We start from the raw sequence: 26,934 nt of genomic DNA on the forward strand, positions 1-26,934 counted from the left end.
TCAGGCGGTGAGCGCGCCGTCGGCCTCGGCCGCCCGCGCCAGGATCTCGGCGATGCGGCCGCGGCATCCGCCGCAGCCCGTGCCGGCGCGCGTATCACGGCCAACGCACTCGACCGTCGCGTTGCCGCACGCGTGCGACGCCTCGATCGCGGCCACGGTGACCCCGTTGCACCAGCACACGGTGGCGTCGGGCGCGAAGGCGTCGGCGTCGGCGGCGGGGTCGTCGTCGGGACCGTCGAAGCGGAGCAGGAGCGAGCGGTCGGCGGGCAGCTCGCCGCCGCGGTCGTAGAGCAGGGTCAGTTCGGCCGCGGTCCGCGGCATGCCGACGCAGGCGAAGCCCGTGAGCACTCCGCCCTCGGTGACCATCTTCACGTACCGGAGGTGCTCGGGATCGGCCCACTGGGCCACCCGTCGGCGCGGGCTGAGCGCGTCGTCGTCCCACGGGTCCGGGGAGACGTCGCCGACCGCGACGACGTCGACGTGCTCGGCCTTCAGCATGACGATCGCGTCGCGCTCGGCGGGCAGGGCCGGGCGGGAATCGGAGACCGGGTCGCCGTCGGCCCGCGCGGCCACGTCGGCCAGGGCGGCGGCGAGCCACGAGGCCTGGCGCCAGCCCGGGGCGACGAGTCCCGACGGCGCCCCGGGCAGGTCGCGCCGCCCCGCGGTCTCGGGGGTGCGCTCGACGACCTGGGCGCAGTCGCCGATGGCGTACACGTCGGGGTCGGTCCAGCTGCGCAGGTCGGGACCCACCACCACGCCCGTGGCGGTGCGCAGTCCCGCCAGGGTCGCGAGCTCGTTGCGCGGGCTGACGCCGCACGAGAGCACGAGGAGGTCGCCGCGGAGCTGCTTGCCGTCGGCGGTGACCAGCAGGTCGAAGCGGCGCGTGCCGTCGGGTTCGGTGCGATAGCCGACCGCCTCCGCGCGACTGTGGGCCACGACGGTGACGCCCGCGCGGCGCAGTGCCGAGCGGAGCACGTGCCCGCCGCCGCGGTCGAGGTTGCGGGGCATCGGGATCGGGCCGTGGTGCACGACGCAGACCTGGGCGCCCGCGTGCGCGGCGGCGAGCGCCAACTCGAGCCCGAGGACGCCGGCGCCGAGCACGACGATGCGGCGGCGTCCGCGGACCGCCGCGAGCACCCGCCGTGCGTCGTCGAGGTCGCGCAGCGCGGTGATGCCCTCCGGCAGCGCGTCGTCACGCGCGACGAGGGTCGCCGCGTGCTTCCGGAGCGAGTCCGGGTCGCGCCGCGGCCGGTCCACCGCATCGAGCGTGGGCGTGTTGGCGCGGGCCCCCGTCGCGAGGACGACGCGGTCGTAGGGGAGCTCGTCGCCGTTGGAGCACCGGACGACCCGGGCGTCGCGGTCGATCGCGGTGGCGGCGACGCCGAGGAGCACGCGCGCGCCGGCCGACTCGGCGGCCGCCCGGTCCCCGACCAGCATCGCGTCGAGGTCGGTGTTGCCGACGGCGTACTCGGCGACGAGCACCCGGTTGTACGACTCGACGGGTTCGCCGCCGACGACGGTGAGAGCGATGCGGCCGGCGGCCACGTCGGGCAGCAGCTCCTCGACGAAGCGGGCGCCCACGAGCCCGTAGCCGATGAGGACGATCCTGAGCGGTGCGGTCATGCGGGGGCTCCGGCTTCCACGAGGCGCGTGACGCGCACGAGGTTGGTCTTGAACTCGGGCATGGACGAGACGGGGTCGACGGCGTCGGACGTGAGGAGGTTCGCCGCTTGGTCGTCGCCGTAGTGGAACGGGAGGAACACGGCATCCGGTCGGATGTCGGCGGTGAGGCGCGCCCGTCCGTGCACCGAGCCGAGGACGTTGGCGATCTCGACGGGATCGCCGTCCGCGATGCCGAGGCGTTCGGCGGTCGCCGGGTGCAGGGACGCCCGGAGCTCGGGCTGCGCGTCGAGCAGTTCGGGCACCCGGCGGGTCTGGGCGCCGCTCTGGTAGTGCTCGAGCAGCCGGCCGGTCACGAGCGTGAGCTCGCCGGGCCCCGGCGCCGGGTGCGCCGCCGCCCGGGGCGACACGGCGACGAGGCGCGCCCGGCCGTCGTCGTGCGCGAACCGGTCCGCGAAGAGCCGCGGCGTGCCGGTGCCGCCGCGCGGGTACGGCCAGTACGCCTCGGCGCCGGAGTCGAGGAGCGCGTAGTCGATGCCCGAGTAGTCGGCGATACCGCCCTCCGACGCGAGGCGCAGCTCCTCGAAGACCGCCCCGGGGTCGGTGTCGAACCGGGCCGTGCAGCCGAGCCGGCGTGCGAGCTCGTGCAGGATCCGGAGTTCGTCGCGGGCGCCGGGCGGCGGCTCGAGCGCGCGGCGTCGACGGATGACGCGTCCCTCGAGATTGGTCATGGTGCCCTCCTCCTCGGCCCACTGCAGCACCGGCAGCACGACGTCGGCGAGCGCCGCCGTCTCCGAGAGGACGAAGTCGCAGACGACGAGCAGGTCGAGCGCGTCCACGGCGCGGCGCACGGCGCCCGCGTTGGGGGAGGACACGACGAGGTTCGACCCGTGGACGAGGAGGGCGCGGACGCCGCCGGGCCGACCGAGCGAGGCGAGGAGTTCGATCGCCGGCACGCCCGGTCCAGGGAGGTCGTCGGCGACGACGCCCCAGACCGCGGCGACGTGGGCACGCGCCGCGGGGTCGGTGATCTTCCGGTATCCGGGGAGCTGGTCGCACTTCTGCCCGTGCTCGCGGCCGCCCTGCCCGTTGCCCTGGCCGGTGAGCGTGCCGTAGCCGCTGCCGGGACGCCCGGGCAGTCCGAGCAGGAGCGCGAGGTTGATGGCGGCGGTCGCGGTGTCGGTGCCGTCGACGTGCTGCTCGACGCCGCGACCCGTCAGCACGAAGGTCCTCCCGCCGGTGGCGAGGCGACGCGCGAGGCGCCGCAACGTCGTCGCGGGCACGCCGGTCACGGCCTGCACGCGCTCGGGCCACCACGGGGCGACGCTCCGCCGCACCGCGTCGTAGCCGATGGTGCGTTCGGCGACGTAGGCCGTGTCGGCGAGCCGTTCGGCGATGACGACGTGCGCGAGTCCGAGGAGCAGGGGGAGGTCGGTGCCCGGCGCCGGTTGCACGTGCAGCCCGCGCCCGTCGTCGGCGAGCTTCGCGGTCGCCGTCCGTCGCGGGTCGACGACGATGAGCCCACCCGCGGCCTGCGCGCCCGCGAGGTGCCCGATGAACGGCGGCATGGTCTCGGCGACGTTCGTGCCGAGCAGCAGGATCGTTTCGGCATCGTCGAGGTCGGCCAGCGGGAACGGCAGGCCGCGGTCGACGCCGAAGGCCCGGTTGCCGGCCGCGGCCGCCGACGACATGCAGTATCGGCCGTTGTAGTCGATTCGGCTGGTGCCGAGCGCCAGTCGCGCGAACTTGCCGAGCAGGTACGCCTTCTCGTTGGTGAGGCCGCCGCCGCCGAAGACGCCCACCGCGTCGGCACCGTGGCGTGCACGGATGTCGCGGAGCCGGCCGGCCACCAGGTCGAGCGCCTCGTCCCAGCTCGCCTCGTGCAGGGCGCCGTCGGCGCCCCGCAGGAGCGGGGCGCCGAGGCGGGACGGGGCGCGGAGCAGCTCCGCCGACGTCCAGCCCTTCTTGCACAGCCCGCCGCGATTCGTGGGGAACTCGCGGCCCACGACCGTCACGGGCGGAGCGTCGGTCGGCGCGGCAGCGCCGGAGGCATCCGTCGGGGTGAGGGTCATCGCGCACTGCAGCGCGCAGTACGGGCAGTGGGTGGGGGCGGGCCGGTCGGTCATGCGCGCTCGATTCAGATCTTCTGCTCGCGGAGGTGGCGGGGGCGCACGTACACGGCCCACGTGACGGCGAGGAGGACGAGGTACCCGGCGACGAAGCCCGTGAACGCCGCCGCGTACCCGCCGGTCGCCTGGAACGAGAGGTTCAGCGCCTGCGGGATGAGGAATCCGCCGTACGCGCCGATCGCCGAGATGAGCCCGAGTGCCGCGGCCGCCTTGCGCTGGGTCGACACGTCGCCGGCGCCGTGCGCGGACCGCATCGCGAACACGATCGGCACCATGCGGTAGGTCGAGCCGTTGCCCACGCCCGCCGTCGCGAAGAGCAGCAGGAATAGGCCGAGGAACACCCAGAAGCTGCCGAGGGGGAGCGTCGCGAGCACCGCGAGCGTGATGACCGCCATGGCCGCGAACGCGACCATCGTGATGCGAGCGCCGCCGAACCGGTCCGAGAGTCGCCCGCCGTAGGGCCGGGCCAGGGAGCCGACGAGGGCGCCGAGGAACGCGAGGGAGACCGTCGCCCCGAGCACGCCGATGGTGGAGAACTCGGGGAACTGGTCGGCGATGAGCTTCGGGAAGACGCTCGCGAAGCCGATGAACGAGCCGAACGTCCCGATGTAGAGCAGGGCCAGCAGCCACAGGTGCGGCTCCTTCAGGGCGGCGGCCGAGCCCGAGAGGTCGGCCTTGGCGTTGGCGAGGTTGTCCATGTACCGCCATGCCCCGAACATCGCCAGGAGGATGAACGGCACCCAGATCCAGCCGGCCACCGGCAGGTTCAGCGTCGCGCCCGCGCCGATCGTGATGACGACCGGAACCGTGAACTGGGCGACGGCCGCGCCGAGGTTGCCGCCGGCCGCGTTCAGGCCGAGCGCCCAGCCCTTCTCGCGCTGGGGGTAGAAGAACGTGATGTTCGACATCGAGCTGGCGAAGTTGCCCCCACCGAACCCGGCGAGCGCCGCCGCGAGGACGAGCACCCAGAACGGGGTGTCGGGGTTCGAGACGGTCACCGCGAGCATCACGGCCGGCACGAGGAGCAGCCCGGCCGACACGATCGTCCAGTTCCGCCCGCCGAAGATCGGGACCAGGAACGAGTACGGGATGCGCAGCGTCGCCCCGACGAGGCTCGGGATCGAGATGAGCCAGAAGATCTCGCTCGTGGTGAGCTGGAAGCCTGCCGCGGGAAGGGCCACCGCGACGATGCTCCAGAGCTGCCAGACGACGAATCCGAGGAACTCGGCGAAGATCGACCAGTTGAGGTTGCGCCGGGCGACGCGACGGCCCTCGCGCTCCCATTGCGCGGTGTCCTCGGGGTCCCACCCGTCGATCCAGCGGCCGGGGCGGCGGGTCAGTGCGCCGGGCGCGGGGGCGGGCGGGGAGGTGGTCGGCGCGGCGGATGCGGCGCTCGGGGGAGCGGTCTGCAGGATCTCGGTCATCGGTGCCTCCGGGGATGTCGGTCACGGGGTCGAGCTGGTGCAGGCGACGCTATCCGCGGCGTGTTTCCCGGGTTCGCGCGGGTCGTGAACAGTGCGTCTCCACCTGCTCACCCGGATCGGATGCCGCTGTGAGGTCGTGGTCACGCATCGATCCGGTATCCCCGCTTGACCACGGTGGCGATCAGTCCGGGGACGCCGATCGACTGCCGGAGGCGGCTCAGGGCGACCTCGAGCGCGTGCTCGTCGCCCGCGCCCGGCATCCCCGCGGCGAGCCGGTCGCGAGCGACCACCGAGCCGCGCGCCACGACGAGCGGGCGCAGGATCGAGAGCGCGACGGGGGCGAGCGGGATGCGGCGTCCGGCCACCTCGGCGACCGATCCGCGCAACGCGAGCGGCCCGTGCCGCGTCTCGACGCGGATGACGCGCGCCGACTCGAGGTGCTCGCACACCTGCCGGATCATGGCGCCCATCCGGTACCGCTCCGGTTGCAGCGGATCGATGCCGGCCGCGAGCAGCGGCGCCGCGGTGACCGGGCCGACGGCGGCCGCGACGACGGGCCCGCACATCGCATCGACGAGGTCGTCGTACCGGCCGCGCGCCTCGGCCGCCATGAACAGCGCGTGGACGGCGGGCGCGCTCGTGAACGTGATGGCGTCGAGGCCGCCGGTGCAGGCGGCCTCGATGAGCCGGTCGACGCGCTCGTCGGCCACGTCGGGGTCGAGCCAGCGGTACGGCTCGACCGTGAGGACGCGGGCGTGCGCCCGACGGAGCCGGTCGAGCGCCGACGGCGGGAGGTAGCCGTGGAGCTGCACCGCGATCGTGAGCCCGGCCGGGTGCTTGGCGAGCACCTCGTCGATGAGCGACTCGGTGGTCTCCTCGGCGCTCATGCCGACGTCGTCGAGGCCCGCGGCGCGGATGCCGCCGCGCGCCTTCGGGCCGCGCACGAGGATCGCGGTGTCGCGCAACGCGTCGACCAGGTCGTCGCCGAGCCCCGCGGCATCCGCGACCTCGAACCAGCGGCGCACCCCGTAGGCGGTCGTCGCGAGCAGCACGTCGGGCCGGGCGTCGATGATGGCGCGCGTGTCGGCGATGACGGGTTCGTCGGAACTCGCGTTCGCCATTCGGATCGTCGGGGCGTGGACGACCTGGGCGCCGCGGCGCACGAACGCGTCGATGAGGTCGCCCGACCGGCGGTCGCTCGTCACGCCGATGCGGAAGCCCTCGAGCTGGTCGGGCCGGAATCCGATGGCGCACTCCGCCTGGTCGGTCATGCGGCGGCTCCCGCGAACCCTGCCGCTCGCTCCATGAGCTGGACGGCGTCGGCGTGGCCGTCGTGGGCGAGTCGGACGACGTCGCCGACGACGATGACCGCCGGCGACTCCACCCCGGCGAGGCCGGCCGCCGTGACGATGCCGCCCAGGTCGGCGACCGTCGTGCGCTGGTCGCATCGGAAGCCGCGCTCGACGATCGCGACCGGTGTGGAGGCGCGCATGCCGTGCCGGGCCAGTCCGGCCGCGAGCATGGGGAGGGTGTTCACGCCCATGAGCACGACCACGGTGCCGCCGAGCCCCGCGAGGTGTCGGAGCTCGTCGTCGGTGAGCGGTGCGTGCCCGGAGACGACCGTGAAGAGTCGGCTCACGCCGCGATGCGTCAGGGGGATGCCGGCGGCGCCGGGGACCGCGACCGCGCTCGTGACGCCGGGGACGACCTCGACCGGCACGCCGGCGCGATGGCAGGCGAGCACCTCTTCGCCGCCGCGCCCGAACACGTAGGGGTCGCCGCCCTTGAGTCGCACGACGTGGCGTCCGGCGAGGGCGTGGGCGACGAGCAGCGCCTCGATCTCGCCCTGCGGCATCGCGTGGTGCCCGGGCTGCTTGCCGACGTCGACGAGCTCGGCGTCGGGCGCGAGCTCGGCGAGGCGCCCGTGCGGCGCGAGCCGGTCGTAGAGCACGACGTCCGCCGCCCCGAGGGCGCGGACCGCGGCGACGGTGAGCAGCTCCTCCCGACCGGGGCCGCCCCCGACGAGCGTCACCCGGCCGGTCACGCGCCCGCTCCGCGCGTGGGGATCGTCGGCCCCGAGACGAGGACCGCCTCGCCCCGCGCCAGCTCCTCGGGGGTGGCCGGGCGGTACTGGCCGCGTTCCTCGACGCGTGCGAGGGGCTGCGCGGCCGCCTCGGGGGCGTTCACGAACGAGCGGAAGCGGCGCAGCCGGTCGGGGTCGGCGAGCGTGGCCGCCCACTCGTCCTCGTACGTGCCGACGTGCCGGGCCATCGCGGCCTCGAGGTCGGCCGCGAGGCCGAGCGAGTCGTGCACGACCACGTCGCGCACGTGGTCGAGTCCGCCGTCGAGGTCCTCGATCCAGCGTGCGGTGCGCTGCAGCCGGTCGGCTGTGCGGACGTAATACATGATGTACCGGTCGAGGTAGCGCAGCAGCGTCTCGTCGTCGAGGTCGCTCGCGAGCAGCTGGGCGTGCGCCGGCTGGAACCCGCCGTTGCCCCCGACGTAGAGGTTCCATCCCTGCTCGGTCGCGATCACGCCGACGTCCTTGCCGCGCGCCTCGGCGCACTCGCGCGCGCAGCCGGAGACGCCGAACTTCAGCTTGTGCGGGGAGCGGAGCCCGCGATAGCGCAGCTCGAGCCGGATCGCCATCGCGACGGAGTCCTGAACGCCGTAGCGGCACCAGGTCGAGCCGACGCAGCTCTTCACGTTCCGCAGCGCCTTGCCGTAGGCCTGGCCCGACTCGAAGCCGGCATCGACGAGCCGCTTCCAGATCTCCGGCAACTGGTCGAGCCGCGCGCCGAAGAGGTCGATGCGCTGGCCGCCGGTGATCTTCGTGTAGAGCCCGAAGTCCGTCGCGACCTGCGCGATGACCGCGAGCTTCTGCGGGGTGATCTCGCCCGCCGGGATGCGCGGCACGACCGAGTACGTGCCGTCCTTCTGCATGTTCGCCATGGCGCGGTCGTTGGTGTCCTGCAGTCCGCCGCGGCCGCCGTCGAGGATGTACGAGCCGTGCTGGGCGGCGAGGATCGACGCGACGACGGGCTTGCAGACGTCGCATCCGCGCCCCGTGCCGAGCCGGGCGACGATGTCCTCGAACGAGGCGAGCTCGAGCACGCGGACGGACTCGAAGAGCTCCTGCCGCGAGATCGCGAAGTGCTCGCAGAGCGCCCGCGAGATCGCGCGGCCGGACTTGGCCAGCTCGGCCTCGAGCAGCTTCTTCACGAGGGGCACGCAGGAGCCGCACTGGGTGCCCGCGCGCGAGCACGCCTTCAGCGCCCCGAGTTCGGCGCATCCCTCCGCGTGCGCGCCGTGGGCGCCGTTGACGGCGTCCCGGATGGTGCCGGCGGCGACGTTGTTGCACGCGCACACGAGCGCGGATGCCGGGAGCTCGTCGCCCGCGGGCGCCTCCGTGCCCGACGCCGAGAGGTATGCGGCGGGCTCGCCGGACAGCTCCGTGCCGAGCAGCGGTCGCAGCGACGCGTACGGCGACGCGTCACCCACGAACACGCCGCCGAGCAGCGTCCTGGCGTCGTCCGTCACGACGAGCTTCTGGTAGAGCCCGCGCGCCGGGTCGGCGTAGACGATCTCGAGCGCGTGCTCGGTGCGTGCGAGGGCGTCGCCGAAGCTCGCGACGTCGACGCCGGCGAGCTTCAGCTTGGTCGCGTCGTCGACGGTCGTGAACTCGGCGGCGCCGCCGAGCAGCCGGTCGGCGACGACCTCGGCCATCGCGTTGGCAGGGGCGACGAGGCCCGTGCAGCGGCCCTCGAAGCTCGCGACCTCGCCGATCGCCCAGACGTCCGGCACGGATGCCGCGCACGCCGTGTCGATCGCGACCCCGCCCCGCGGGCCGAGCTCGAGCCCCATCGCCCGAGCCAGTTCGTCGCGCGGCGCGATCCCGATCGCGAACACGACGAGGTCGGCGTCGACGCGGCGGTCGTCGGTGAGCTCCACCCCCACGACGCCGCCGCTGCTCGTGAGCACCTTCGCGGGGCGGACCCCGAGGTGCAGGTCGATCCCCTGGCCGGCGATGATGCGGCCGAGCGCGCGTCCGGCGCCCTCGTCGAGCTGGGCGGACATGAGCCACCGACCGGAGTGCACGATCGCGGCATCCGCCCCCAGCTTCGCGAGGCCGCCGGCGGCCTCGAGCCCGAGCAGGCCGCCGCCGGCGACGACCACGCGAGGTGCCCGGCCGAGGCGCTCGGCGAGCGAGCGGGTCTCGGCGACCAGCGCGTCGACGTCGTCGATCGTGCGGTAGACGCGGGCGTGCTCGCTCCCGGGGAGGTCGGGGACGGGCGCGCTCGACCCGGTCGCGAGCACCAGGTCGTCCCACCGCAGCTCGAGTCCGCTCGAGGTGACGGCCACGCGGTTCGCGCGGCTCACCTCGACGACGCGCTCGCCGGTGATCAGGCGGACGTGCCCGTCGTCCCACGGCGTGTCCGGAAGCGTGAGATCGGTGCTCGCGTCGGCCAGGCGGGTGCTGAGCGCCACGCGGTCGTAGGGCGCCCACGGCTCCTCGCCGACCACCGTGACCCGCAGGCGACGGTCGGTGTCGCGGGCGTGGAGGCTGTCGGCGAGGCGATGCGCGGCCGGGCCGCCGCCGACGATGACGACGTGGCGCGCGCCCGCCGCGGCGTTCGCGGTCTCGTTCATGCTGGCCTCCCGGTCTCAGGTTGTCGGCGAGCGTACGGCCGGGCCGTTTCCGTCCTGTTTCGCGGTCGTAACGCAACCGCTCGGGGACCTCGCACCGCGGATCGGGCGACGTGAGGCCGGTTTCACCCGTCGGAAACACGGCGGGCGCGCCGCGGGAAACACGCCGTGCCTAGCGTGAGGAGCACCGAGACCGAGGGAGCCGGAGATGACGTCGACCATCGAGCTGATGACCGCATGGGTACGCGCCTGCGCGGTGTCCGACCTGGAGCCCGGCTGGGGCGAGGTCGCGCTGATCGGCGCGCGCCAGGTCGCCCTCATCCGGGTCGCCGAACAGGAGGTGTACGCGGTGGACCACCACGACCCGCACACGAGCGCGCCCGTCATGGCGCGCGGCATCGTCGGATCGCGCGGCGACCGGCCCACCATCGCCTCGCCGCTGCACAAGCAGGTCTACGACCTCGGTACGGGCGAGTGCTTCACCGATCCCGCGCTGTCGCTGCGCACGTACCGCACGCGCGTCGTCGGCGGCATGCTGGAGGTCGAGCTCGACGGATGACGCGGGGAGTCGGGCGGGCCGTCAGCCGCGCTGCGTGAGGACGATCGGGTCGCCGTCGGTCACCGCGATGGTGTGTTCGGAGTGTGCGCCGCGCGAGCCGTCGGCGCTGCGCAGGGTCCACCCGTCGGGGTCGGTGAAGATGCGATCGGTGGTCTGCAGGAACCACGGCTCGATGGCGACCACCAGGCCCGGCTTCAGCGGGAGGCCTCGACCGGGGCGGCCGTTGTTCGGGATGTGCGGGTCGCCGTGCATGGTGCGCCCCACGCCGTGGCCGCCGAAGTCGGTGTTGATCGAGTAGCCCTCGGCCTTCGCGACGTCGGCGATCGCCCGCGAGATGTCGCCGATGCGGTTGCCCGGTCGCGCGGCGGCGATGCCGGCGTCGAGGGCCCGACGCGTGGTGTCGATGAGCCGCAGGTCCTCCTCTCGCGGCGTGCCGACGACGAACGAGATCGCCGAGTCGGCGACCCAGCCGTCGACGGATGCCGCGAAGTCGAGGGTCAGCAGGTCGCCGTCCTGCAGCGCGTAGTCGTGGGGGAGGCCGTGGAGGACGGCGTCGTTCACGGAGGTGCAGATCACCTTGCCGAACGGGCTCGCGCCGAACGAGGGGTGGTAGTCGATGTAGCAGCTCGTCGCGCCCGCCGCGCGGATTATCTCGTGCGCGAGCGCGTCGAGCTCGAGCAGGTTCACGCCGGGCGCCGCGGCCTTCGACGTCGCCTCCAGCACGCTCGCGACGAATCGGCCGGCCGGCCGCATCTGCTCGATCTCCGCAGGGGTCCTCAGTTCGATCACGACACCCATTCTGTCGGGTCCGCCCTGAGTGAACACCCGGCGACCGGTCGGGCGGGCGCGGGTACGCTGGCGGCATGCTGATCCGTCGCGCCTTCTACCGGTGGCAGTTCATCGCTGCGATCGTGCTCCCGGTCTGGCTGCTCATCGGCTACGCGATCTTCGGATCGAGCGGCTGGGGCGTCATCGGCCTGATGTTCGCCGCGCCGATCGCGTTCGTGTCGCTCGGGGTCGTCGCCCTCGTCATCGCCGCGCGGCCCGACGTGCGCCGGGCCAAGGCGGTCGACTGGGCGGATGTCGCGGTCCTCGGCGTCTGGCACCTGCTCATCATCGCCGCGGGCGTCTACGGACCCACGGGCATCACGTTCGCGATCCTCGCCATGGTCGGCGCCATCGCGGCCTTCTGGTACGCCGTCTGGCGGCTGCTCAGCGACGGGGCGCGACGGGTGCGCGCCACGATGGAGGAGTACGAGCGCCTCGCGTCCTCGGGTCGCGCGCCCGGCGCGGGCATCCCCGGACAGACCCGGACGCCGCGTGCCGAAGACGGCGGCGAGGTCATCGTGGTCCGCGAGGAGCGCTCGTGGGAGGAACGCCGCGACTGAGCGGTCGTCCGTCGACGCGCTCGCGCGCGGCATCCGTCGCCGGATTTTGGCCGTGGGCCCGCTGATCTGGCAGAATGGACGATTGTGCCGCCGCAGGACTCTGCCTCCGGGGAGCACGCACGGCGCGACCATGTTCGCGCGAGGCGGCACCAGACACTTCCATCCATGATCCGCGTTCGACCGGTGGCGGGCGCAGAGAGCGAACCATCATGCACATCCTCGACCACGTCGACGCCGCGAGCCTCCGCTCGGACATCCCCGACTTCCGCCCCGGCGACACCGTCAAGGTCCACGTCAACATCGTCGAAGGCAACCGCTCGCGCATCCAGGTCTTCCAGGGCGTCGTCATCGGCCGCCAGGGCGAGGGCGTCCGCGAGACCTTCACCGTCCGCAAGATCAGCTTCCAGGTCGGCGTCGAGCGCAAGTTCCCGGTCCACTCGCCGGTGATCGACCGCATCGAGGTCGTCACCCGCGGTGACGTCCGTCGCGCGAAGCTGTACTACCTGCGCGAGCTGCGCGGCAAGAAGGCCAAGATCAAGGAGAAGCGCGACAACTGATCGGCGTTCCGCCGGCGCACGCGTCATCCGCTCGAGCTCCCCGCCCCTAGACTGGGTCGGGGAGCTCGAGCCATTTCATGACTGAAGACACACGCACCACGCGCGACGAACGCGCCACCTCCGAGACGCCGTCGCGCCGTCGGAGCGTCCTGCTGTTCCTGCGCGACCTGCTCGTGATCTTCGTGGTCGCGGTCCTGGTCTCGTTCCTCATCAAGACGTTCCTCATCCGGTCCTTCTTCATCCCGTCGCAGTCGATGGAGCAGACCCTCGTGCAGGACGACCGGATCATCGTCAACCAGCTCGTGCCGGAGCTCGCGGCGATCGAACGCGGCGACGTCGTCGTGTTCAAGGACCCGGGCGGATGGCTGCCCGCCCGCGTCGAGGAGGAGCAGCCCCCGGTGGTCGCGGCCGTCGACTGGTTCCTCGCGTTCGTGGGGCTGTCGGCCCCCGACTCGAACGACCACCTCGTGAAGCGCGTCATCGGCCTGCCCGGCGACACCGTGGTGTGCTGCAACGCGCTCGGCCAGATGACCGTCAACGGCGTCCCGCTCGACGAGCCGTACGTCGCGCTGCCCCCCGGCGAGACGAAGGTCTCCCGCGACGACTTCGAGGTCGTCGTGCCCGAGGACTCGCTCTGGGTCATGGGCGACAACCGCTACAACTCCAAGGACTCCCGCTACAACACCGAGACCCCGCTGAAGGGCTTCGTCCCGACCGACAACGTCGTCGGCCGGGCCGTGGTCGTCAGCTGGCCGATCTCGCACTGGACCTTCCTCGACAACTACCCCGAGGTGTTCGCCGGCGTCGACGAGGGAGCCGAGTGAGGTGAGCCCCGCGGGCGTGCCGTCGTTGCGGATCGAGCGCGAGCTGCTGGCCGGGGGAGCCCCCGTGGTCCTCGCGTGCGACGAGGTGGGGCGGGGCGCCCTGGCCGGGCCCGTCGCGGTCGGCATGGTCGTCATCGACGCCTCGGTGAAGCGGATGCCGGCGGGCCTGCGCGACTCGAAGCTCCTGCCCGAACCGAAGCGGCAGCTGCTCGCACCCCGGGCCGCCTCGTGGGTGCTCGCCTCGGCGGTCGGCGAGGCCAGCGCCGAGGAGATCGACCGGCTCGGCATCATGGCGTGCCTCGGCCTCGCCGGAGCGCGGGCGTTCGCCGCGCTGGGCATCGACCGCGCGCTCGTGGCGGGTGCGCCGCTGCTGCTCGACGGCAACTACGACTGGCTCAGCCAGTCCATCGAGCACCGCGCCCGGGTCATCACCCGGACCAAGGCCGACCGCGACTGCGCGTCGGTGTCGGCGGCATCCGTCATCGCCAAGGTGCACCGCGACACGGGGATGCGCCGCGCCCACGACGACACCCCGCTCTACCACTGGCACGAGAACAAGGGCTATTCGAGCCCGGCGCACTTCGCCGCGATCGCCGAGCACGGGCCGAGCGGCCTCCACCGGCGCACGTGGCTGCACGAGCGGCCGGCAGAAGCGGCGCCGTCGCTGTTCGACCTCGAAGTAGGATGATCAGCGATGGATGAGGACGAGTTCGAAGACTACGACCGTGAAGTGGAGCTCGCGCTCTACCGCGAATACCGCGACATCGTCTCGCAGTTCAAGTACGTGGTCGAGACCGAGCGTCGCTTCTACCTCGCGAACGAGGTCGAGCTGGTGCGCCGAGACACCGAGCACGACTTCTACTTCGAGCTGTCGATGAAGGACGTCTGGGTGTGGGACGTCTACCGGGCCGACCGGTTCGTGAAGTCGGTGCGCGTGCTGACCTTCAAGGACGTGAACGTCGAGGAACTGGCCACGCGCGAGTTCGAGCTGCCGAAGGACCTCGCGCTCGAGGAGTAGCCCGGAGCCGGTCCCTCGCCGCGAGCGGTCCTCCACAGGGCCCTGATCCGGCGGATCCTCCGCGCCGGGCGGCGATCGGCGCTCGGGGGTCCTCGCGGACCGCGACGCTGGGCGCATGGCCCACAACACGGAACTCGGTCGGCACGGCGAGCAGGTCGCCGCCGACCATCTCGAGGCGCGCGGCATGCGCGTCATCGACCGCAACTGGCGGTGCAGCCACGGCGAGCTCGACCTGGTGCTGCGCGACGGCGACGAGACGGTGTTCGTCGAGGTGAAGACCCGAGCCGGTGCCGGCTACGGTCACCCCTTCGAGGCGATCACCGCGCGCAAGCTCGCGCGACTCCGACGCCTCGCCCTCGCGTGGTGCGAGGCGAGTTCGACGCCCACCGGGCGGATCCGGATCGATGCCGTGGCGGTGTTCGCCCCGGCCGCCGCGCCCGCCGTCGTCGAGCATCTCGAGCGGATCGCCTGATGCCCGTCGCACGCACGCACGCCATCGCGCTCGTCGGACTCACCGGCTCGGTCGTCGAGGTCGAGGCCGACCTGTCCAGCCACCTGCCCGCGCTCGTCATCATCGGGCTGCCGGATGCCGCGCTCGGAGAGGCGCGCGAACGCGTCCGCTCGGCCGCGAGCAACGCCGGCTGCCCGCTGCCGCCGCGTCGCCTCACGGTGAACCTCTCGCCGGCGTCGCTGCCGAAGCACGGTTCGGGTTTCGACCTGGCCATCGCCCTCGCGTGCCTCGCCGCCGCCGGGACCATCTCGCGCGAATCGGTCGAGCGGTTCGTGCACCTCGGCGAGCTCGGCCTCGACGGTCGCCTGCGGCCCACGCACGGCGTCCTCCCGGCGGTCCTCGCCGCGGCCCGCGCCGGGCACGATCGGGTCATGGTGCCGCTGGCGAACGCCGACGAGGCGCGACTCGTGCCCGGCGTCGAGATCGTGGCGGTCTCGTCCCTGCTCGAAGCCGCGGTGCGCCACGGCGGGGAGTTCGACCTGTCGGCCTGCGACGCCGACGAACCCGTGCGGCACAGTGGCGACACCGCCGACGTGTCCGCGGCGGGTCCCGCCGGGGGCGACCTCGCCGACGTCGTCGGCAACCCGGAGGCGGTCGAGGCGCTGCTCATCGCCGCGGCGGGCGGCCACCACCTGCTGATGGCCGGACCGCCGGGCGCCGGCAAGACGATGCTCGCCTCCCGGCTGCCGGGCATCCTGCCCGACCTGACGCCGGATGCCGCCCTCGAGGTGGCGTCGCTGCGCTCGCTCGCCGGCGAGCGCATCGGCGGCACGCTGTCCGTGCGGCCGCCGTTCGAGGCGCCGCACCACACCGCGAGCGCCGCGGCGATGGTCGGTGGCGGCAGCCGAGGCATCCGACCCGGCGCTGCCGCACGCGCGTCCCACGGGGTGCTCTTCCTCGACGAGGCGCCGGAGTTCCCCTCGTCCGTGCTCGACGCCCTGCGGCAACCGCTCGAATCGGGCGAGATCACGATCCACCGGGCGAACGCCGTCGCGACGTTCCCCGCTCGGTTCCAGCTCGTGCTGGCCGCCAACCCCTGCCCGTGCGGCGGCGGTGAGCGCGTCGCCGACGCCTGCGCGTGTCCGCCGGCCACCAAGCGCCGGTACTTCGCGCGCATCTCGGGTCCGCTGCTCGATCGGGTCGACCTGCGGCTGGAGGTCAACCGGCTGACGCCTGCGATGCTCCGGATGGGTCCGGGCGACGACCTGGGCAGGTCGGTGACGACCACGGCCCAGGCGCGCGAACGGGTGCTGCGCGCGCAGGAGGCCGCCGCGCGTCGCTACGCCGGGACGCCGTGGCGCACCAACGCCCAGGTGCCCGGGCCGTGGCTGCGCGGCGAGGGCCGGATGCATCCCGGTGGCGTCGCCACCCGGGCACTCGACTTCGCGCTCGAACGCGGCGGGGTGACCATGCGCGGGTACGACCGCGTGCTCAAGGTCGCGTGGACCGTCGCGGACCTCGAAGGCGCCGCGCGACCCGACGCGCAGCACGTCGGCCGGGCCCTCGGCCTCCGATCGGGGCTCGCCGCATGAGCGCGCTCGAGCGGACGGTGGACGCCTCGGCGGCCGAGCTCGCCGCCGTGCGGCCGGCCGGGTCCGACGTCGATCCGCGTGCGTGCGCCGCCGCCGCCACCCTGGGCTTCGTATCCGAGCCGGGCGACGGCGTGCTCGGGCGCCTGGTCGCCGCGCTCGGAGCGATCCGGACGGCCGAGCTCCTGCTCGACGACCGGCCCGCGGCCGAGGTGACGGGTGAGGCGGGGGAGCACGGCGCCGCGGTGTCCGTCCACGAGGTCACGGCGGGCCTCCAGCGCTGGCGGCCGCGACGCGACCACGCCGCGTTCGCACGCGGACTCGCGCAGGCCGCGCGCGTCGGCGCGCGCCTCGTGCTGCCCGCCGATCCGGAGTGGCCGGCCGGCGTCGACGACCTCGGCGTGCACGCCCCCCTGACGCTGTGGCTGCGTGGAGACGTGGCATCGCTCACCCGGCGGCCGTCCATCGCGCTCGTAGGAGCCCGCGCGGCGACGGGGTACGGCGAGCACGTCGCCGTCGAGGCGGCCGCGGGGCTCGTGGACCGCGGGTTCTGCATCGTCTCCGGAGGCGCGTACGGGATCGACGGCACCGCGCACCGCTCGGCGCTCGCGAGCGGCGGCACCACGGTCGCGTTCCTCGCCGGCGGCGTCGACCGCTTCTATCCCGTCGGCCATGAGGCGCTCCTCGCTCGCATCGCCGAGACCGGCGCCGTCGTGTCCGAGATGCCGTGCGGCGCGGCTCCCACGCGCTGGCGGTTCCTCCAGCGCAATCGGCTCATCGCCGCGACGGCGCAGGCCACCGTCGTGCTCGAGGCGGGCATGCGTTCGGGATCGCTGAACACGGCGGGCCACGCCGCCGCGCTCGGGCGTCCCCTCGGAGCCATGCCGGGACCGGTGACCAGCCCGGCGTCGGCCGGGTGCCACCGTCTGCTGCGCGAGTTCGACGCGGTGTGCGTGACGGATGCCGCGCAGATGGCCGAACTCGTGGGCGCGTTCGGCTCGCCCGACGCCGCCGGACCCGAGGCGGGTTCCACCGCGCCGCGCGCGATCGAGCTGCTCACCTCCGACGAGCGGCGCGTGCTGGACGCCCTCGGCGTGCGTCGGGCGCGCACCGTCACCGAGCTCGCCACGCGCAGCGGCCTCGGCACGGGAGCGGTGCTCGGGGCGTTGGGGGCGCTCGACGCGACCGGGCTGGCCCGACGCGTCGACGACGGCTGGGTTCGCCTCCGCGCGGCGTGACGCGGTGCCGACCGCCGGGGGTGGTCCTAGGCTGGCGTCGGAGGCAGCGATGGACCATCCCCGATTCGGCAGGTATCCGGCGGCGCGACACGTGATCGCCCACCTGAGCGACACGCATTTCCTCGCCGGCGGCGCTCCGCTCGGCGGTCGGGCCGACACCGTGGCGCATCTCGATCGGGCGGCACGGCAGCTCGGTCGGCTCGCCGGCGAGCTCGACGCGATCCTCGTCACGGGCGACGTCAGCGACCTCGGCGAGCCCGACGCCTACCACCGGATCCGGGACGTCCTCGAACCGCTCGCCGAGGCCACGGGCGCCCGGCTCGTCTGGGTCATGGGCAACCACGACGAACGCGCGCCGTTCTCCGAGATCCTCCTGCGCGAGCCGCATGCCGGCGACGGGCCGGTGAACCGGGTGGTCGACCTCGACGGTCTCCGCGTCATCGCCCTCGACACGAGCGTGCCGGGCTATCACCACGGCGTACTCGAATCCGAGACGCTCGACTGGCTCGCCGATCGACTCCGCGAGCCCGCACCGAACGGCACCGTGCTCGCGATGCACCACGCCCCGATCGCCACGCCGCTGGCCCTCATGGACGTGCTCGAGCTCCGCGGCCAGGACGCGCTCGCCGACGTGGTGCGCGGCACCGACGTCCGACTGATCCTCGGGGGTCACCTGCACTATCCGACGCAGGGCACGTTCGCCGGGATCCCCGTCTCCGTCGCCGGGGCCCTCGCCTACACCATGGACCTCTCGGCGCCGCCGCTCGAGCTCGTCGGCATCGACGGCGGGCACTCGTTCTCGCTCGTGCACCTCTTCGACGACGGAGCGGTGACCTCGGTCGTGCCGGTCGGTTCGTTCGCGGAGATCACGAGCTTCGGCGAGCAGTTCGTCCGCGAACTCGAGGCGCTCGACGACGACGGCCGGCTCGAGCGCTTCTCGCGGAAGCGCGGAAGCGCATCCGATGGCTGAACTCCGGTTCGACGCGGCCGTGGACGACTACCTCGCCCACGTCCGGCACGAGCGCGGCTACTCCGACCACACGATCGAGGCCTACGCCTCCGACCTCGCCGACCTCGGCCGGTTCGCCAAGGAGCGCGGCATCGACGACGTGGGCCGCGTCGACCTCGACCTGTTGCGTGACTGGCTGTGGGCCGCCACCGAGCGCGGTCTGGCTCGATCGACGATCGCCCGGCGGGCGGCATCCGCTCGAGGGCTCGGCGCCTGGCTCGAACGCACGGGCGCCGTGGCGGCCGACCCCGCGGCGAGGCTCCGCGCACCGCGCGCCAAGCGCACCCTCCCGCGGGTGGTCGCCGCGCCCGCGGTGACGGCGATCATCGAGGGACTCCAGTCGGCCGCCGTCGACGGCGACCCGGTGGCGTTGCGCGACCTCGCGATCGTCGAGCTGCTCTACGCCTGCGGGCTCCGCGTCTCCGAACTGGTCGGGCTCGATGTCGACGACGTCGACCGGGGCAACCGCACCGTGCGCGTCGTCGGGAAGGGCTCGAAGGAGCGCGTGGTGCCGTACGGAGCGCCGGCCGCCGCCGCGCTCGACCGGTACCTGGACCGCGCCCGCCCGGCGCTGCTCGTCTCCATGGAGGATCGCGTCGGCACCGGGTCGGCCGGCGTCCGGGCCGGCACCCGGCCGATGGGGCACCCCGTGTTCCTCGGGGTGCGCGGCGGGCGGCTCGGCGTTCGGGCCGTGCACCGACTGGTCGCGGGGCTCCTCGCCGACCTTCCCGGCTCCGGGCCCTCGGGACCCCACGCGTTCCGCCACAGCGCGGCGACGCACCTGCTCGACGGCGGCGCCGACCTCCGAGCGGTGCAGGAGTACCTCGGTCACGCGAGCCTGGGGACCACGCAGATCTACACGCACGTGTCGGCCGAGCGGCTCAAGCAGACCTACGCCACGGCCCACCCGCGGGCCTGATCACCCCGACAGCGGGAGGAGCACCGCGCGGGGCAGCCCGCCGAGGAACCACAGCGGGGACACGTACTCGCCGTGCACGCGGACGCCGAAGTGCACGCAGACCGCGTCGCAGTGCCCGCCCGTCGTCGTGACGCCGACGGCCTGGCCGGCGGCGACCCGATCGCCGACCGCGACCGACGCCTCGACGGGCTCGATCGCACTCACGACGCCGCCGCCGTGGTCGATCGAGAGCACGCCGCGCCCGGCCACGGGGCCGGCGAACGCCACGACGCCGTCGGCTGCGGCGCGCACCCCCGTGCCGGGAACGGCGGCCAGGTCGATGCCGCGATGGCCGGCCGCGTACGGGGTCGGCGGCGCGAGGAACGGGGCGATCATGCGGACCGGAGGCTCGAGCGGCCACTCCCAGGGCGCCGTTCCAGGCGCGGGCGACGATGGCGGGGACGAGGACGGGTCGCCCGCAGACGACCGCACCGCGGCCGACCCGGTCGCCGCACCGGGCGCGACGACGAGGAGCGACGACACGAGGAGGAGGGCGAGCGCGCGGGGAAGCGGGGGCATGACGTCGAGCGTGTCGCACGCGGCATCCGTTCGCCTCGACGACGTCGCGGGGCCCGTCGATCGGGCACCCGCAGGCGGCTGTGGAGGACCGGTCGGATCCCGCTCGCGTGATAGCATGTCCGGAGCGTCCCGCGCGTCGGGGCGACTACGCGTGCCCATTCGGCCACCGACTCCATTCAGTCCCGCTCGCAAGAGCCGGCGGAGCCGTGCCGGGCACCAGGGCTTCCGGCCGCCGGCCGGGGCGACAACTGAGAACAGAAGGAGTACGGCCATGGCCGTCGTCACCATTCGCCAGCTGCTCGACAGCGGCGTGCACTTCGGGCACCAGACCCGCCGTTGGAACCCGAAGATGAAGCGCTTCATCTTCACCGAGCGTTCCGGCATCTACATCATCGACCTGCAGCAGTCGCTCGCCTACATCGACAAGGCGTACGACTTCGTCAAGGAGACGGTCGCGCACGGCGGCACCATCCTCTTCGTCGGCACCAAGAAGCAGGCGCAGGAGTCCATCGCCGAGCAGGCGACCCGCGTCGGCCAGCCCTACGTGAACCAGCGCTGGCTCGGCGGCCTCCTCACGAACTTCACCACGGTCTCCAAGCGCCTCGCGCGCATGAAGGAGCTCGAGGAGCTCGACTTCGAGGGCACCACCTCGGGCTTCACCAAGAAGGAGCTCCTGCTCAAGAAGCGCGAGCTCGACAAGCTCCACAAGTCGCTCGGCGGCATCCGCAACCTCTCGAAGACGCCGTCCGCGCTCTGGGTCGTGGACACCAAGAAGGAGCACCTCGCGATCGACGAGGCCAAGAAGCTCGGCATCCCCGTCATCGGCATCCTCGACACGAACTGCGACCCCGACGAGGTCCAGTACCCGATCCCGGGCAACGACGACGCGATCCGCTCGGTGAGCCTGCTCACGCGCATCATCGCCGACGCCGCCGCCGAGGGCCTGATCCAGCGCCACCAGAAGCCCGAGGAGGGCCAGGAGGCCGAGCCGCTCGCCGAGTGGGAGCAGGAGCTCCTCCAGGCCGGCGCCGCCGAGACCCCCGCGCAGTCGTCGGCCGAGACCGAGCAGGTCGCCGGCACCGAGGCGGCCGCCGAGGCGGAGGCCGCCGAGGTCGTCGCCGAGGCGACCGAGGGCGAGTCGGCCGAGGCCGCGCCCGAGGCCGAGGCCGCACCGGCCGACGCCGAGTCCAAGTAAGACCACGAGTCCAGGAGACTGCCTGATATGGCCAACTTCACCCTCGAAGACGTCAAGAACCTGCGCGAGCGCCTCGGCACCGGCATGGTCGACACGAAGAACGCGCTCGTGGAGGCCGACGGTGACATCGAGAAGGCCGTCGAGATCCTCCGCCTGAAGGGCGCGAAGGGCAACGCGAAGCGTGCCGACCGCTCGACCGCCGAGGGCCTCGTCGCCGCCGTCGACAACGGCGACGGCACCGCCACCCTCATCGAGCTCGCCTGCGAGACCGACTTCGTCGCCAAGGGCGACAAGTTCGTCGCGCTCGCCGACCGCGTCCTCGCGGCCGTCGCCGCGGCACGCGCCGAGACCGTCGAGGCCGCCCTCGCCGCGCCGGCCGACGGCAAGACCGTCGCCGACGTGATCAGCGAGGAGGCCGCGATCCTCGGCGAGAAGGTCGAGCTGCGTCGTGTCCGCCTCGTCAAGGGCGAGAACTTCTCGATCTACCTGCACAAGACGTCGAAGGACCTGCCCCCGCAGGTCGGCGTGGTGCTCGGCTACGCCGGCTCCGACGCCGAGACCGCCCGCTCGGTCGCCCAGCACATCTCGTTCGCCGCTCCCGAGTACCTCACCCGTGAGGACGTCCCGGCCGAGGCCGTCGACAAGGAGCGCACGATCGTCGAGCAGATCACCCGCGAGGAGGGCAAGCCCGAGGCCGCCCTGCCGAAGATCGTCGAGGGTCGCCTCGGCGCCTACTTCAAGCAGGTCGCCCTGCTCGAGCAGGACTACGCCAAGGACAACAAGCTGTCCGTGGGCAAGGTCCTCTCGGACGCCGGCATCACCGTCTCCGACTTCGCCCGCTTCAAGGTCGGCGCGTAGGTCGTGACCTGGGAGCCCGGATCGCCTCGGCGATCCGGGCTCCTTTCCTGTGTACGGCGTCGCCGCGCGGCGGCATCCGGGACACGGCTCGGACCGGCACTGCGCCGGGACCGGGCGAACCACTAGTTTTGACTCCCAAGGGGAAGGATCGGTCGCGGATGACGCAACGCAAGCGCAGGGTCATGCTCAAGCTGTCGGGTGAGGCGTTCGGCGCCGGCTCGCTCGGGGTGAATCCCGACGTGGTGAGCGCGATGGCACGCGAGATCGCGGATGCCGCACGCACCGTCGAGGTCGCGATCGTCGTCGGCGGCGGCAACTTCTTCCGGGGCGCCGAGCTCTCCGAGCGCGGCATGGACCGGGGCCGGGCCGACTACATGGGCATGCTCGGCACCGTCATGAACTCGCTCGCCCTCCAGGACTTCCTCGAGCAGGCCGGGGCGGAGACGCGCGTGCAGTCCGCGATCTCCATGACCCAGGTCGCCGAGCCGTACATCCCCCGGCGCGCCGAGCGCCACATGGAGAAGGGGCGCGTGGTCATCTTCGGCGCCGGCGCCGGCCTGCCCTACTTCTCGACCGACACCGTCGCCGCCCAGCGTGCGCTCGAGATCGATGCCGACGTGGTGCTCGTCGCGAAGAACGGCGTCGACGGCGTCTACTCCGACGACCCGCGCACGAACCCCGACGCGCACAAGATCGATCGGATCAGCTACCAGGAGGCGCTGCAGCGCGGGCTGAAGGTGGTCGACTCGACGGCGTTCAGCCTCTGCATGGACAACGGCATGCCGATGGTGGTCTTCGGGATGCAGCCCGCCGGCAACGTCACCAAGGCCATCCTCGGCGAGGAGATCGGCACCGTCGTGAGCAACGGCGAGCCGTCCGTCGCTCGATAGACTGACCCGAGCCCGAGAGAAGGAGTTCCCGTGATCGCGGATGTTCTGTCCGAAGCAAGTGCACGCATGCAGAAGGCCGTCGAGGTCGCGAAGGACGATTTCGCGTCCGTCCGGACCGGGCGCGCCAACCCGCAGCTCTTCCAGAAGATCATGGTGAGCTACTACGGCACGCCGACCCCGCTGTCGCAGCTGGCGTCGCTCAACAACCCCGAGGCGCGCACGCTCGTCGTGACGCCCTACGACAAGAGCGCGCTGAAGGACATCGAGCAGGCGATCCGTGATACGCCGAACCTCGGAGCGAATCCGAGCAACGACGGCAACATCATCCGGGTCACGCTGCCCGAGCTCACCGAGGAGCGTCGCAAGGAGTTCGTCAAGATCGTCCGGTCGAAGGCGGAGGATGCGCGCGTGTCGGTGCGCAACATCCGACGCAAGACCAAGGACGACCTGGACTCGCTCAAGGGCGAGGTCGGCGACGACGAGGTGAACCGCGCCGAGAAGGAACTCGAGCACATCACCAAGTCGCACGTCGACCAGATCGACGAGGCACTGAAGCGCAAGGAAGCCGAGCTTCTCGAGGTCTGAGGTCACCATGACAGGCGTCCCTGAGGGGGAGCGTTCGGACGCCGGCGACCACGAGCACTCGTCGCGGGCGGAGTTCCGCGCGCAGATGCACCAGCGGCGCGTCGAGCTCGAGCGGCAGCTCGAGGCGTCGCGTGCACAGTTCGACCAGGCGCAGGAGCGCATCAACGCGCGCACCGGACGCAACCTGTTCCTCGCGGTCGGCATCGGCGTGGCGTTCGGCGGCACGCTGCTGCTCAGCCTGCTGGTGATCAAGGAGCTCTTCATGGTCTTCGCGGTCGTCGTTGCCGCGTTCTCCAGTTCCGAGCTCGCCTCCGCACTGCGCAACGGCGGCTACCGGGTGCCGCGCGTGCCGACCGTCGCGGTCGCGATCGTCGCCGTCCCGGTGGCCTACTACGGCGGAGGTGCGGGCCAGCTCGCCGCCGTGCTCGGCGGCATGCTGCTCGTCGTCCTCTGGCGCATCGCCGAGCAGGCCTCGCCCGCCGTGCGCACCGCCTCGAACGGCCTCGTCCGCGATCTCGGGGCCGTGCTCCTCGTCCAGGCGTACGTGGTGTTCCTCGCGACGTTCACGGTCGTGCTGACGGCCGCCGAGGGCGGCCAGTGGTGGACCCTGGCGTTCATCATCATCGCCGTGGCGGCCGACACGGGGGCGTACGCGTCCGGGCTCATGTTCGGCCGGCACCCGATGGCGCCCGTCATCAGCCCGAAGAAGACCTGGGAGGGCTTCGCCGGCGGCGCCCTCGCGAGCGTCGTGGCCGGCGTCATCCTCTCGATCTTCATGCTCGGGAACACCTGGTGGTTCGGGCTGATCTTCGGCGCGGCGATCTTCCTCACCGCGACCCTCGGCGACCTGGCCGAGTCCCTCATCAAGCGCGACCTCGGCATCAAGGACATGAGCTCGTGGCTGCCCGGGCACGGCGGCTTCCTCGACCGGCTCGACTCGATCCTCCCGTCGGCCGCCGTGGCGTTCGTGGCGTTCCGGGTGTTCGGTTGAGCGTGCGCGATACTGGTGCGGTGGATGCCACGTTCCCGCGCGCACGCAAGAACCAGCTCGGCTACAAGACGTCCGAGGTCGAGGAGTTCCTGCAGCGCGCCCGACGCGCCTACGACGGCCGGCCGTTGCCCGACGACGCCCCGCTCGACTCCGAGCGGATCCGGCTCACCGCGTTCGGGATGCAGAAGGGCGGGTACTCGACTGCGCACGTCGACGCCGCAATGGAGCGTCTCGAGGACGCCTTCGCGTTCCAGGAGCGCCAGATCGCGTCGCGCCTGCACGGTGACGAGGCATGGCTGAGTGAAGCACGCACCACCGCCCAGGTCGTCGCCAACCGCCTCGCCCGCCCCGAGGGGCAGCGATTCGACCGCGTCAGCCGTCTGGCGCTCGGGTACAACGTCCGCGAGGTCGACCGGTTCGCCGACCGCCTGACGCGCTACTTCAGGGACGGCTGGCCCATCGCGATCGACGACGTCCGCGGAGTCGTCTTCTCCGCGCAGCGCGGCGGATATCGGGAGTCGCAGGTCGACCTCGTGCTCGACGCGGTGGTCGACGTGATGCTCGCCGTCCGGTGACGCGCGATCGTTTCGCCGAGCAGCCCCGGCTCCGTTACACTCATCGAATCGTGGGCAGGCATTCGGGTGAGCACGGCGAGACGCCGATCGACGTCAACGTCGAGCATCGATCCACCAGCACCGCCCCGAGCGTTCCGCGCCGGTCCGTCACGGCCGATGCCGCACCCTCCCGCATCGCGACCCACGGGTCGCGATCACGCGTGACGAGCCCGGTCAAGCAGGCCGCGACGGTGGTGTTCGCGTTCCTCGCCTCGGTCGGGTTCCTCATGGTCAACGTCGTCGACCCGTACTCCGGCGCCACCGCCTCGGCGTCCTACGAGCCCGTCGACCGGTTCGGCGGCCAGCAGGCGCAGGAGATCGACGTCGACGGCGACTACGCGGTCGCCGTCGCCTCGGAGGGCTACCTCGTCGAGAAGTACGTCGAACCGGAGCCCGAGCCCGACCCCTCCTCAGCGGGCTGGGCGCCGCCGGCCGTCGTGCCCGACCCCGGATCGGCCCAGGCGTACGCGGCGGGCGCCGTGGCCGCTCGCGGCTGGGGCGGCGGCGAGTTCGACTGCCTCGTCGCGCTCTGGAACAAGGAGTCCGGCTGGCGCGTGAACGCCATGAACCCGTCGAGCGGCGCATACGGCATCCCGCAGGCGCTGCCGGGTTCGAAGATGGCCACCGCCGGTGCCGACTGGGCGACCAACGCCGCGACGCAGATCGAGTGGGGCCTCGGCTACATCAGCGGCCGGTACGGCACGCCCTGCGGCGCATGGGCCCACTCGCAGAGCGTCGGCTGGTACTGACCCGGGCGCACCGCCGGGGCGACCATAGACTTGGACGATGGCCCGATCGAACCGTTCCCGCGGCCGTGCCGCGCGAGCGCGCGAGCCGCACCCCGAACTCGACGTCGAGCGGCTCACGGCCGGCTGGCGGCGCACGGAGGTGCGTTCGGGCCGTGAATGGAACGTGCAGCCCGTGACGGAGGCGCAGGCCGTCAAGGCGTACGTCTGCCCCGGCTGCGGCCTCGACGTCGAACCGGGCACCGCCCACCTGGTCGCCTGGCGCGCCGACGGCGTCCTGGGCGACGCCGCCGACCTCGCCTCGAGGCGGCACTGGCACACCCACTGCTGGAGGATCGGACCGAAGTGAACGACCAGTCCATGACCGAGATCCGCGCCGGAGTCGAACTCCCGGCGCGCCGCGAGGAGATCGAGCTGCGCACGCCCGACGGGCTCCGGCTGGTGGGGGAGCTGGCCACGCCGCTCGACCGGCAGCCGGTCGCGACGCTCGTCACCCTCCACCCGCTCCCGACCGCCGGCGGCTTCATGGACTCGCACGTGCTGCGCAAGGCGGCAGCTCGGCTGCCCGCCCTCGCGGACCTGGCGGTGCTGCGGTTCAACACCCGCGGAACCTCGTCGCCGCGGGGGACGAGCGAGGGAGAGTTCGGCGAAGGCGTCACCGAACGCGACGACGTCGCTGCGGCGATGCGGTTCGTCCAGGAGCGTGGACTGCCCCGACCGTGGCTCGTCGGGTGGTCGTTCGGCACCGAGCTCGCGCTGAAGTACGGGCTCGAGCACGGCATCGCCGGCGCCATCCTGCTGTCGCCGCCGCTGCATCGCACGAGCGACGCCGAGCTCGGGCGGTGGAAGGACTCGGGGGTGCCGCTGGTGGCGCTGATCCCGGAGCACGACGACTACCTGAAGCCCGCCGAGGCTGCCGAGCGCTTCGCCGAGCTCCCGCACCTCACGCGGATCGACGTCGCCGGCGGCAAGCACCTGTGGGTCGGGGAATCGCAGACGCGTCGCGTCCTCGAGGAGATCGTCCGCGCGGTGAACCCCGCAGCGCTGCCGCTGCCCACCGAGTGGCCCGCGGCATCCGTCACCGACGCGCGGAGCTGACCGGCGCGCCGTGCCGCGCCCTCGTCG

28 protein-coding genes are annotated in these 26,934 nt (G+C 72.9%); 20 read left to right on the top strand and 8 right to left on the bottom strand.

Annotation, left to right across the window (positions count from 1 at the left end):
* The 6 genes from RH861_RS08050 to nirB all read right to left on the bottom strand — a co-directional run bounded on the left by RH861_RS08050 (position 1) and on the right by nirB (position 9,823).
* Positions 1 to 1,623 carry an NAD(P)/FAD-dependent oxidoreductase gene (locus RH861_RS08050; protein WP_310520576.1) on the bottom strand — a complete coding sequence of 541 codons (1,623 nt, stop codon included), beginning with the start codon at positions 1,621 to 1,623 and terminating at the stop codon, positions 1 to 3.
* Complete coding sequence (locus RH861_RS08055; RefSeq protein ID WP_310520577.1) at positions 1,620 to 3,746, bottom strand: molybdopterin oxidoreductase family protein; 2,127 nt, start codon at positions 3,744 to 3,746, stop codon at positions 1,620 to 1,622. The genes RH861_RS08050 and RH861_RS08055 overlap by 4 nt, the downstream gene beginning before the upstream one ends.
* Before the next feature lie 11 nt (positions 3,747 to 3,757).
* Complete coding sequence (locus RH861_RS08060; RefSeq protein WP_310520578.1) at positions 3,758 to 5,173, bottom strand: MFS transporter; 1,416 nt, start codon at positions 5,171 to 5,173, stop codon at positions 3,758 to 3,760.
* Between the two features lie 140 nt (positions 5,174 to 5,313).
* The gene (locus tag RH861_RS08065; protein ID WP_310520579.1) at positions 5,314 to 6,444 is read right to left on the bottom strand and encodes a uroporphyrinogen-III synthase; all 1,131 of its coding nucleotides are present in this window, start codon (positions 6,442 to 6,444) and stop codon (positions 5,314 to 5,316) included.
* Entirely contained in the window at positions 6,441 to 7,217 is a 777-nt protein-coding gene (gene cobA / locus RH861_RS08070; protein WP_310520580.1) for a uroporphyrinogen-III C-methyltransferase, read from the bottom strand. Before cobA ends, RH861_RS08065 begins: the two co-directional genes overlap by 4 nt.
* On the bottom strand, positions 7,214 to 9,823 hold the full coding sequence (gene nirB / locus RH861_RS08075; protein WP_310520581.1) for a nitrite reductase large subunit NirB: 2,610 nt from the start codon (positions 9,821 to 9,823) through the stop codon (positions 7,214 to 7,216). Before nirB ends, cobA begins: the two co-directional genes overlap by 4 nt.
* A gap of 205 nt (positions 9,824 to 10,028) precedes the next feature.
* Between nirB and nirD the strand changes: the two genes are divergently transcribed.
* Positions 10,029 to 10,379, top strand: coding sequence for a nitrite reductase small subunit NirD (gene nirD / locus RH861_RS08080; RefSeq protein WP_310520582.1), 351 nt, complete (start codon positions 10,029 to 10,031; stop codon positions 10,377 to 10,379).
* Between the two features lie 21 nt (positions 10,380 to 10,400).
* Here nirD and map read toward each other — a convergent pair whose 3' ends face one another.
* Positions 10,401 to 11,168 carry a type I methionyl aminopeptidase gene (map, locus tag RH861_RS08085; protein ID WP_310520583.1) on the bottom strand — a complete coding sequence of 256 codons (768 nt, stop codon included), beginning with the start codon at positions 11,166 to 11,168 and terminating at the stop codon, positions 10,401 to 10,403.
* 74 nt (positions 11,169 to 11,242) lie between these two features.
* On the opposite strand from map, the gene RH861_RS08090 reads away from it, so the two are divergent.
* From RH861_RS08090 to RH861_RS08135, 10 genes are all read left to right on the top strand, one after another.
* The gene (locus RH861_RS08090) at positions 11,243 to 11,767 is read left to right on the top strand and encodes a hypothetical protein (RefSeq protein ID WP_310520584.1); all 525 of its coding nucleotides are present in this window, start codon (positions 11,243 to 11,245) and stop codon (positions 11,765 to 11,767) included.
* Positions 11,768 to 11,976: 209 nt separating this feature from the next.
* A complete protein-coding gene (gene rplS / locus RH861_RS08095) occupies positions 11,977 to 12,324 on the top strand; it encodes a 50S ribosomal protein L19 (protein WP_067950517.1) in 348 nt (115 codons plus the stop codon).
* A 77-nt stretch (positions 12,325 to 12,401) separates the two neighbouring features.
* Positions 12,402 to 13,148: a signal peptidase I gene (lepB, locus tag RH861_RS08100; RefSeq protein ID WP_310520585.1), complete on the top strand. Its 747-nt coding sequence runs from the start codon at positions 12,402 to 12,404 to the stop codon at positions 13,146 to 13,148.
* A gap of 1 nt (position 13,149) precedes the next feature.
* Positions 13,150 to 13,836 (top strand): ribonuclease HII, encoded by a 687-nt coding sequence (gene rnhB, locus RH861_RS08105; RefSeq protein ID WP_310520586.1) that lies wholly within the window; start codon positions 13,150 to 13,152, stop codon positions 13,834 to 13,836.
* 6 nt (positions 13,837 to 13,842) lie between these two features.
* On the top strand, positions 13,843 to 14,166 hold the full coding sequence (locus tag RH861_RS08110; protein WP_067950513.1) for a DUF2469 family protein: 324 nt from the start codon (positions 13,843 to 13,845) through the stop codon (positions 14,164 to 14,166).
* Positions 14,167 to 14,281: 115 nt separating this feature from the next.
* Positions 14,282 to 14,638: a YraN family protein gene (locus RH861_RS08115; protein ID WP_067950511.1), complete on the top strand. Its 357-nt coding sequence runs from the start codon at positions 14,282 to 14,284 to the stop codon at positions 14,636 to 14,638.
* Positions 14,638 to 16,209 (top strand): YifB family Mg chelatase-like AAA ATPase, encoded by a 1,572-nt coding sequence (locus RH861_RS08120; RefSeq protein WP_310520587.1) that lies wholly within the window; start codon positions 14,638 to 14,640, stop codon positions 16,207 to 16,209. The genes RH861_RS08115 and RH861_RS08120 overlap by 1 nt, the downstream gene beginning before the upstream one ends.
* Entirely contained in the window at positions 16,206 to 17,444 is a 1,239-nt protein-coding gene (gene dprA, locus RH861_RS08125; protein WP_310520588.1) for a DNA-processing protein DprA, read from the top strand. The genes RH861_RS08120 and dprA overlap by 4 nt, the downstream gene beginning before the upstream one ends.
* Positions 17,445 to 17,493: 49 nt before the next feature.
* Positions 17,494 to 18,414, top strand: a complete 921-nt coding sequence (locus tag RH861_RS08130) for a phosphodiesterase (RefSeq protein WP_310520589.1) — start codon at positions 17,494 to 17,496, stop codon at positions 18,412 to 18,414.
* Positions 18,407 to 19,372 (top strand): tyrosine recombinase XerC, encoded by a 966-nt coding sequence (locus RH861_RS08135; protein WP_310520590.1) that lies wholly within the window; start codon positions 18,407 to 18,409, stop codon positions 19,370 to 19,372. Before RH861_RS08130 ends, RH861_RS08135 begins: the two co-directional genes overlap by 8 nt.
* Here the strand turns inward: RH861_RS08135 and RH861_RS08140 are convergent, their stop codons facing one another.
* Positions 19,373 to 19,930, bottom strand: coding sequence for a murein hydrolase activator EnvC family protein (locus tag RH861_RS08140; RefSeq protein ID WP_310520591.1), 558 nt, complete (start codon positions 19,928 to 19,930; stop codon positions 19,373 to 19,375).
* 271 nt (positions 19,931 to 20,201) lie between these two features.
* Between RH861_RS08140 and rpsB the strand changes: the two genes are divergently transcribed.
* The 9 genes from rpsB (at position 20,202) to RH861_RS08185 (ending at position 26,907) form a co-directional block, all read left to right on the top strand.
* Positions 20,202 to 21,125 carry a 30S ribosomal protein S2 gene (rpsB, locus tag RH861_RS08145; RefSeq protein WP_067950499.1) on the top strand — a complete coding sequence of 308 codons (924 nt, stop codon included), beginning with the start codon at positions 20,202 to 20,204 and terminating at the stop codon, positions 21,123 to 21,125.
* A gap of 27 nt (positions 21,126 to 21,152) precedes the next feature.
* A complete protein-coding gene (gene tsf, locus RH861_RS08150) occupies positions 21,153 to 21,983 on the top strand; it encodes a translation elongation factor Ts (protein WP_248599485.1) in 831 nt (276 codons plus the stop codon).
* Positions 21,984 to 22,141: 158 nt separating this feature from the next.
* Positions 22,142 to 22,873, top strand: a complete 732-nt coding sequence (gene pyrH, locus RH861_RS08155) for a UMP kinase (RefSeq protein ID WP_067950495.1) — start codon at positions 22,142 to 22,144, stop codon at positions 22,871 to 22,873.
* Positions 22,874 to 22,903: 30 nt separating this feature from the next.
* Complete coding sequence (gene frr, locus RH861_RS08160) at positions 22,904 to 23,458, top strand: ribosome recycling factor (RefSeq protein WP_067950493.1); 555 nt, start codon at positions 22,904 to 22,906, stop codon at positions 23,456 to 23,458.
* A gap of 7 nt (positions 23,459 to 23,465) precedes the next feature.
* Entirely contained in the window at positions 23,466 to 24,449 is a 984-nt protein-coding gene (locus RH861_RS08165) for a phosphatidate cytidylyltransferase (protein ID WP_310520592.1), read from the top strand.
* A 20-nt stretch (positions 24,450 to 24,469) separates the two neighbouring features.
* A complete protein-coding gene (locus RH861_RS08170) occupies positions 24,470 to 25,024 on the top strand; it encodes a DivIVA domain-containing protein (protein WP_067950491.1) in 555 nt (184 codons plus the stop codon).
* 50 nt (positions 25,025 to 25,074) lie between these two features.
* Entirely contained in the window at positions 25,075 to 25,812 is a 738-nt protein-coding gene (locus RH861_RS08175; RefSeq protein WP_310520593.1) for an aggregation-promoting factor C-terminal-like domain-containing protein, read from the top strand.
* A 37-nt stretch (positions 25,813 to 25,849) separates the two neighbouring features.
* Positions 25,850 to 26,158 (top strand): Rv1322 family protein, encoded by a 309-nt coding sequence (locus tag RH861_RS08180; protein WP_067950489.1) that lies wholly within the window; start codon positions 25,850 to 25,852, stop codon positions 26,156 to 26,158.
* Positions 26,159 to 26,169: 11 nt separating this feature from the next.
* Complete coding sequence (locus tag RH861_RS08185) at positions 26,170 to 26,907, top strand: alpha/beta hydrolase (protein WP_067950576.1); 738 nt, start codon at positions 26,170 to 26,172, stop codon at positions 26,905 to 26,907.
* Positions 26,908 to 26,934 lie beyond the last annotated feature (27 nt).

This window comes from Agromyces indicus (assembly GCF_031432295.1).
Lineage (GTDB): Bacteria > Actinomycetota > Actinomycetes > Actinomycetales > Microbacteriaceae > Agromyces > Agromyces indicus.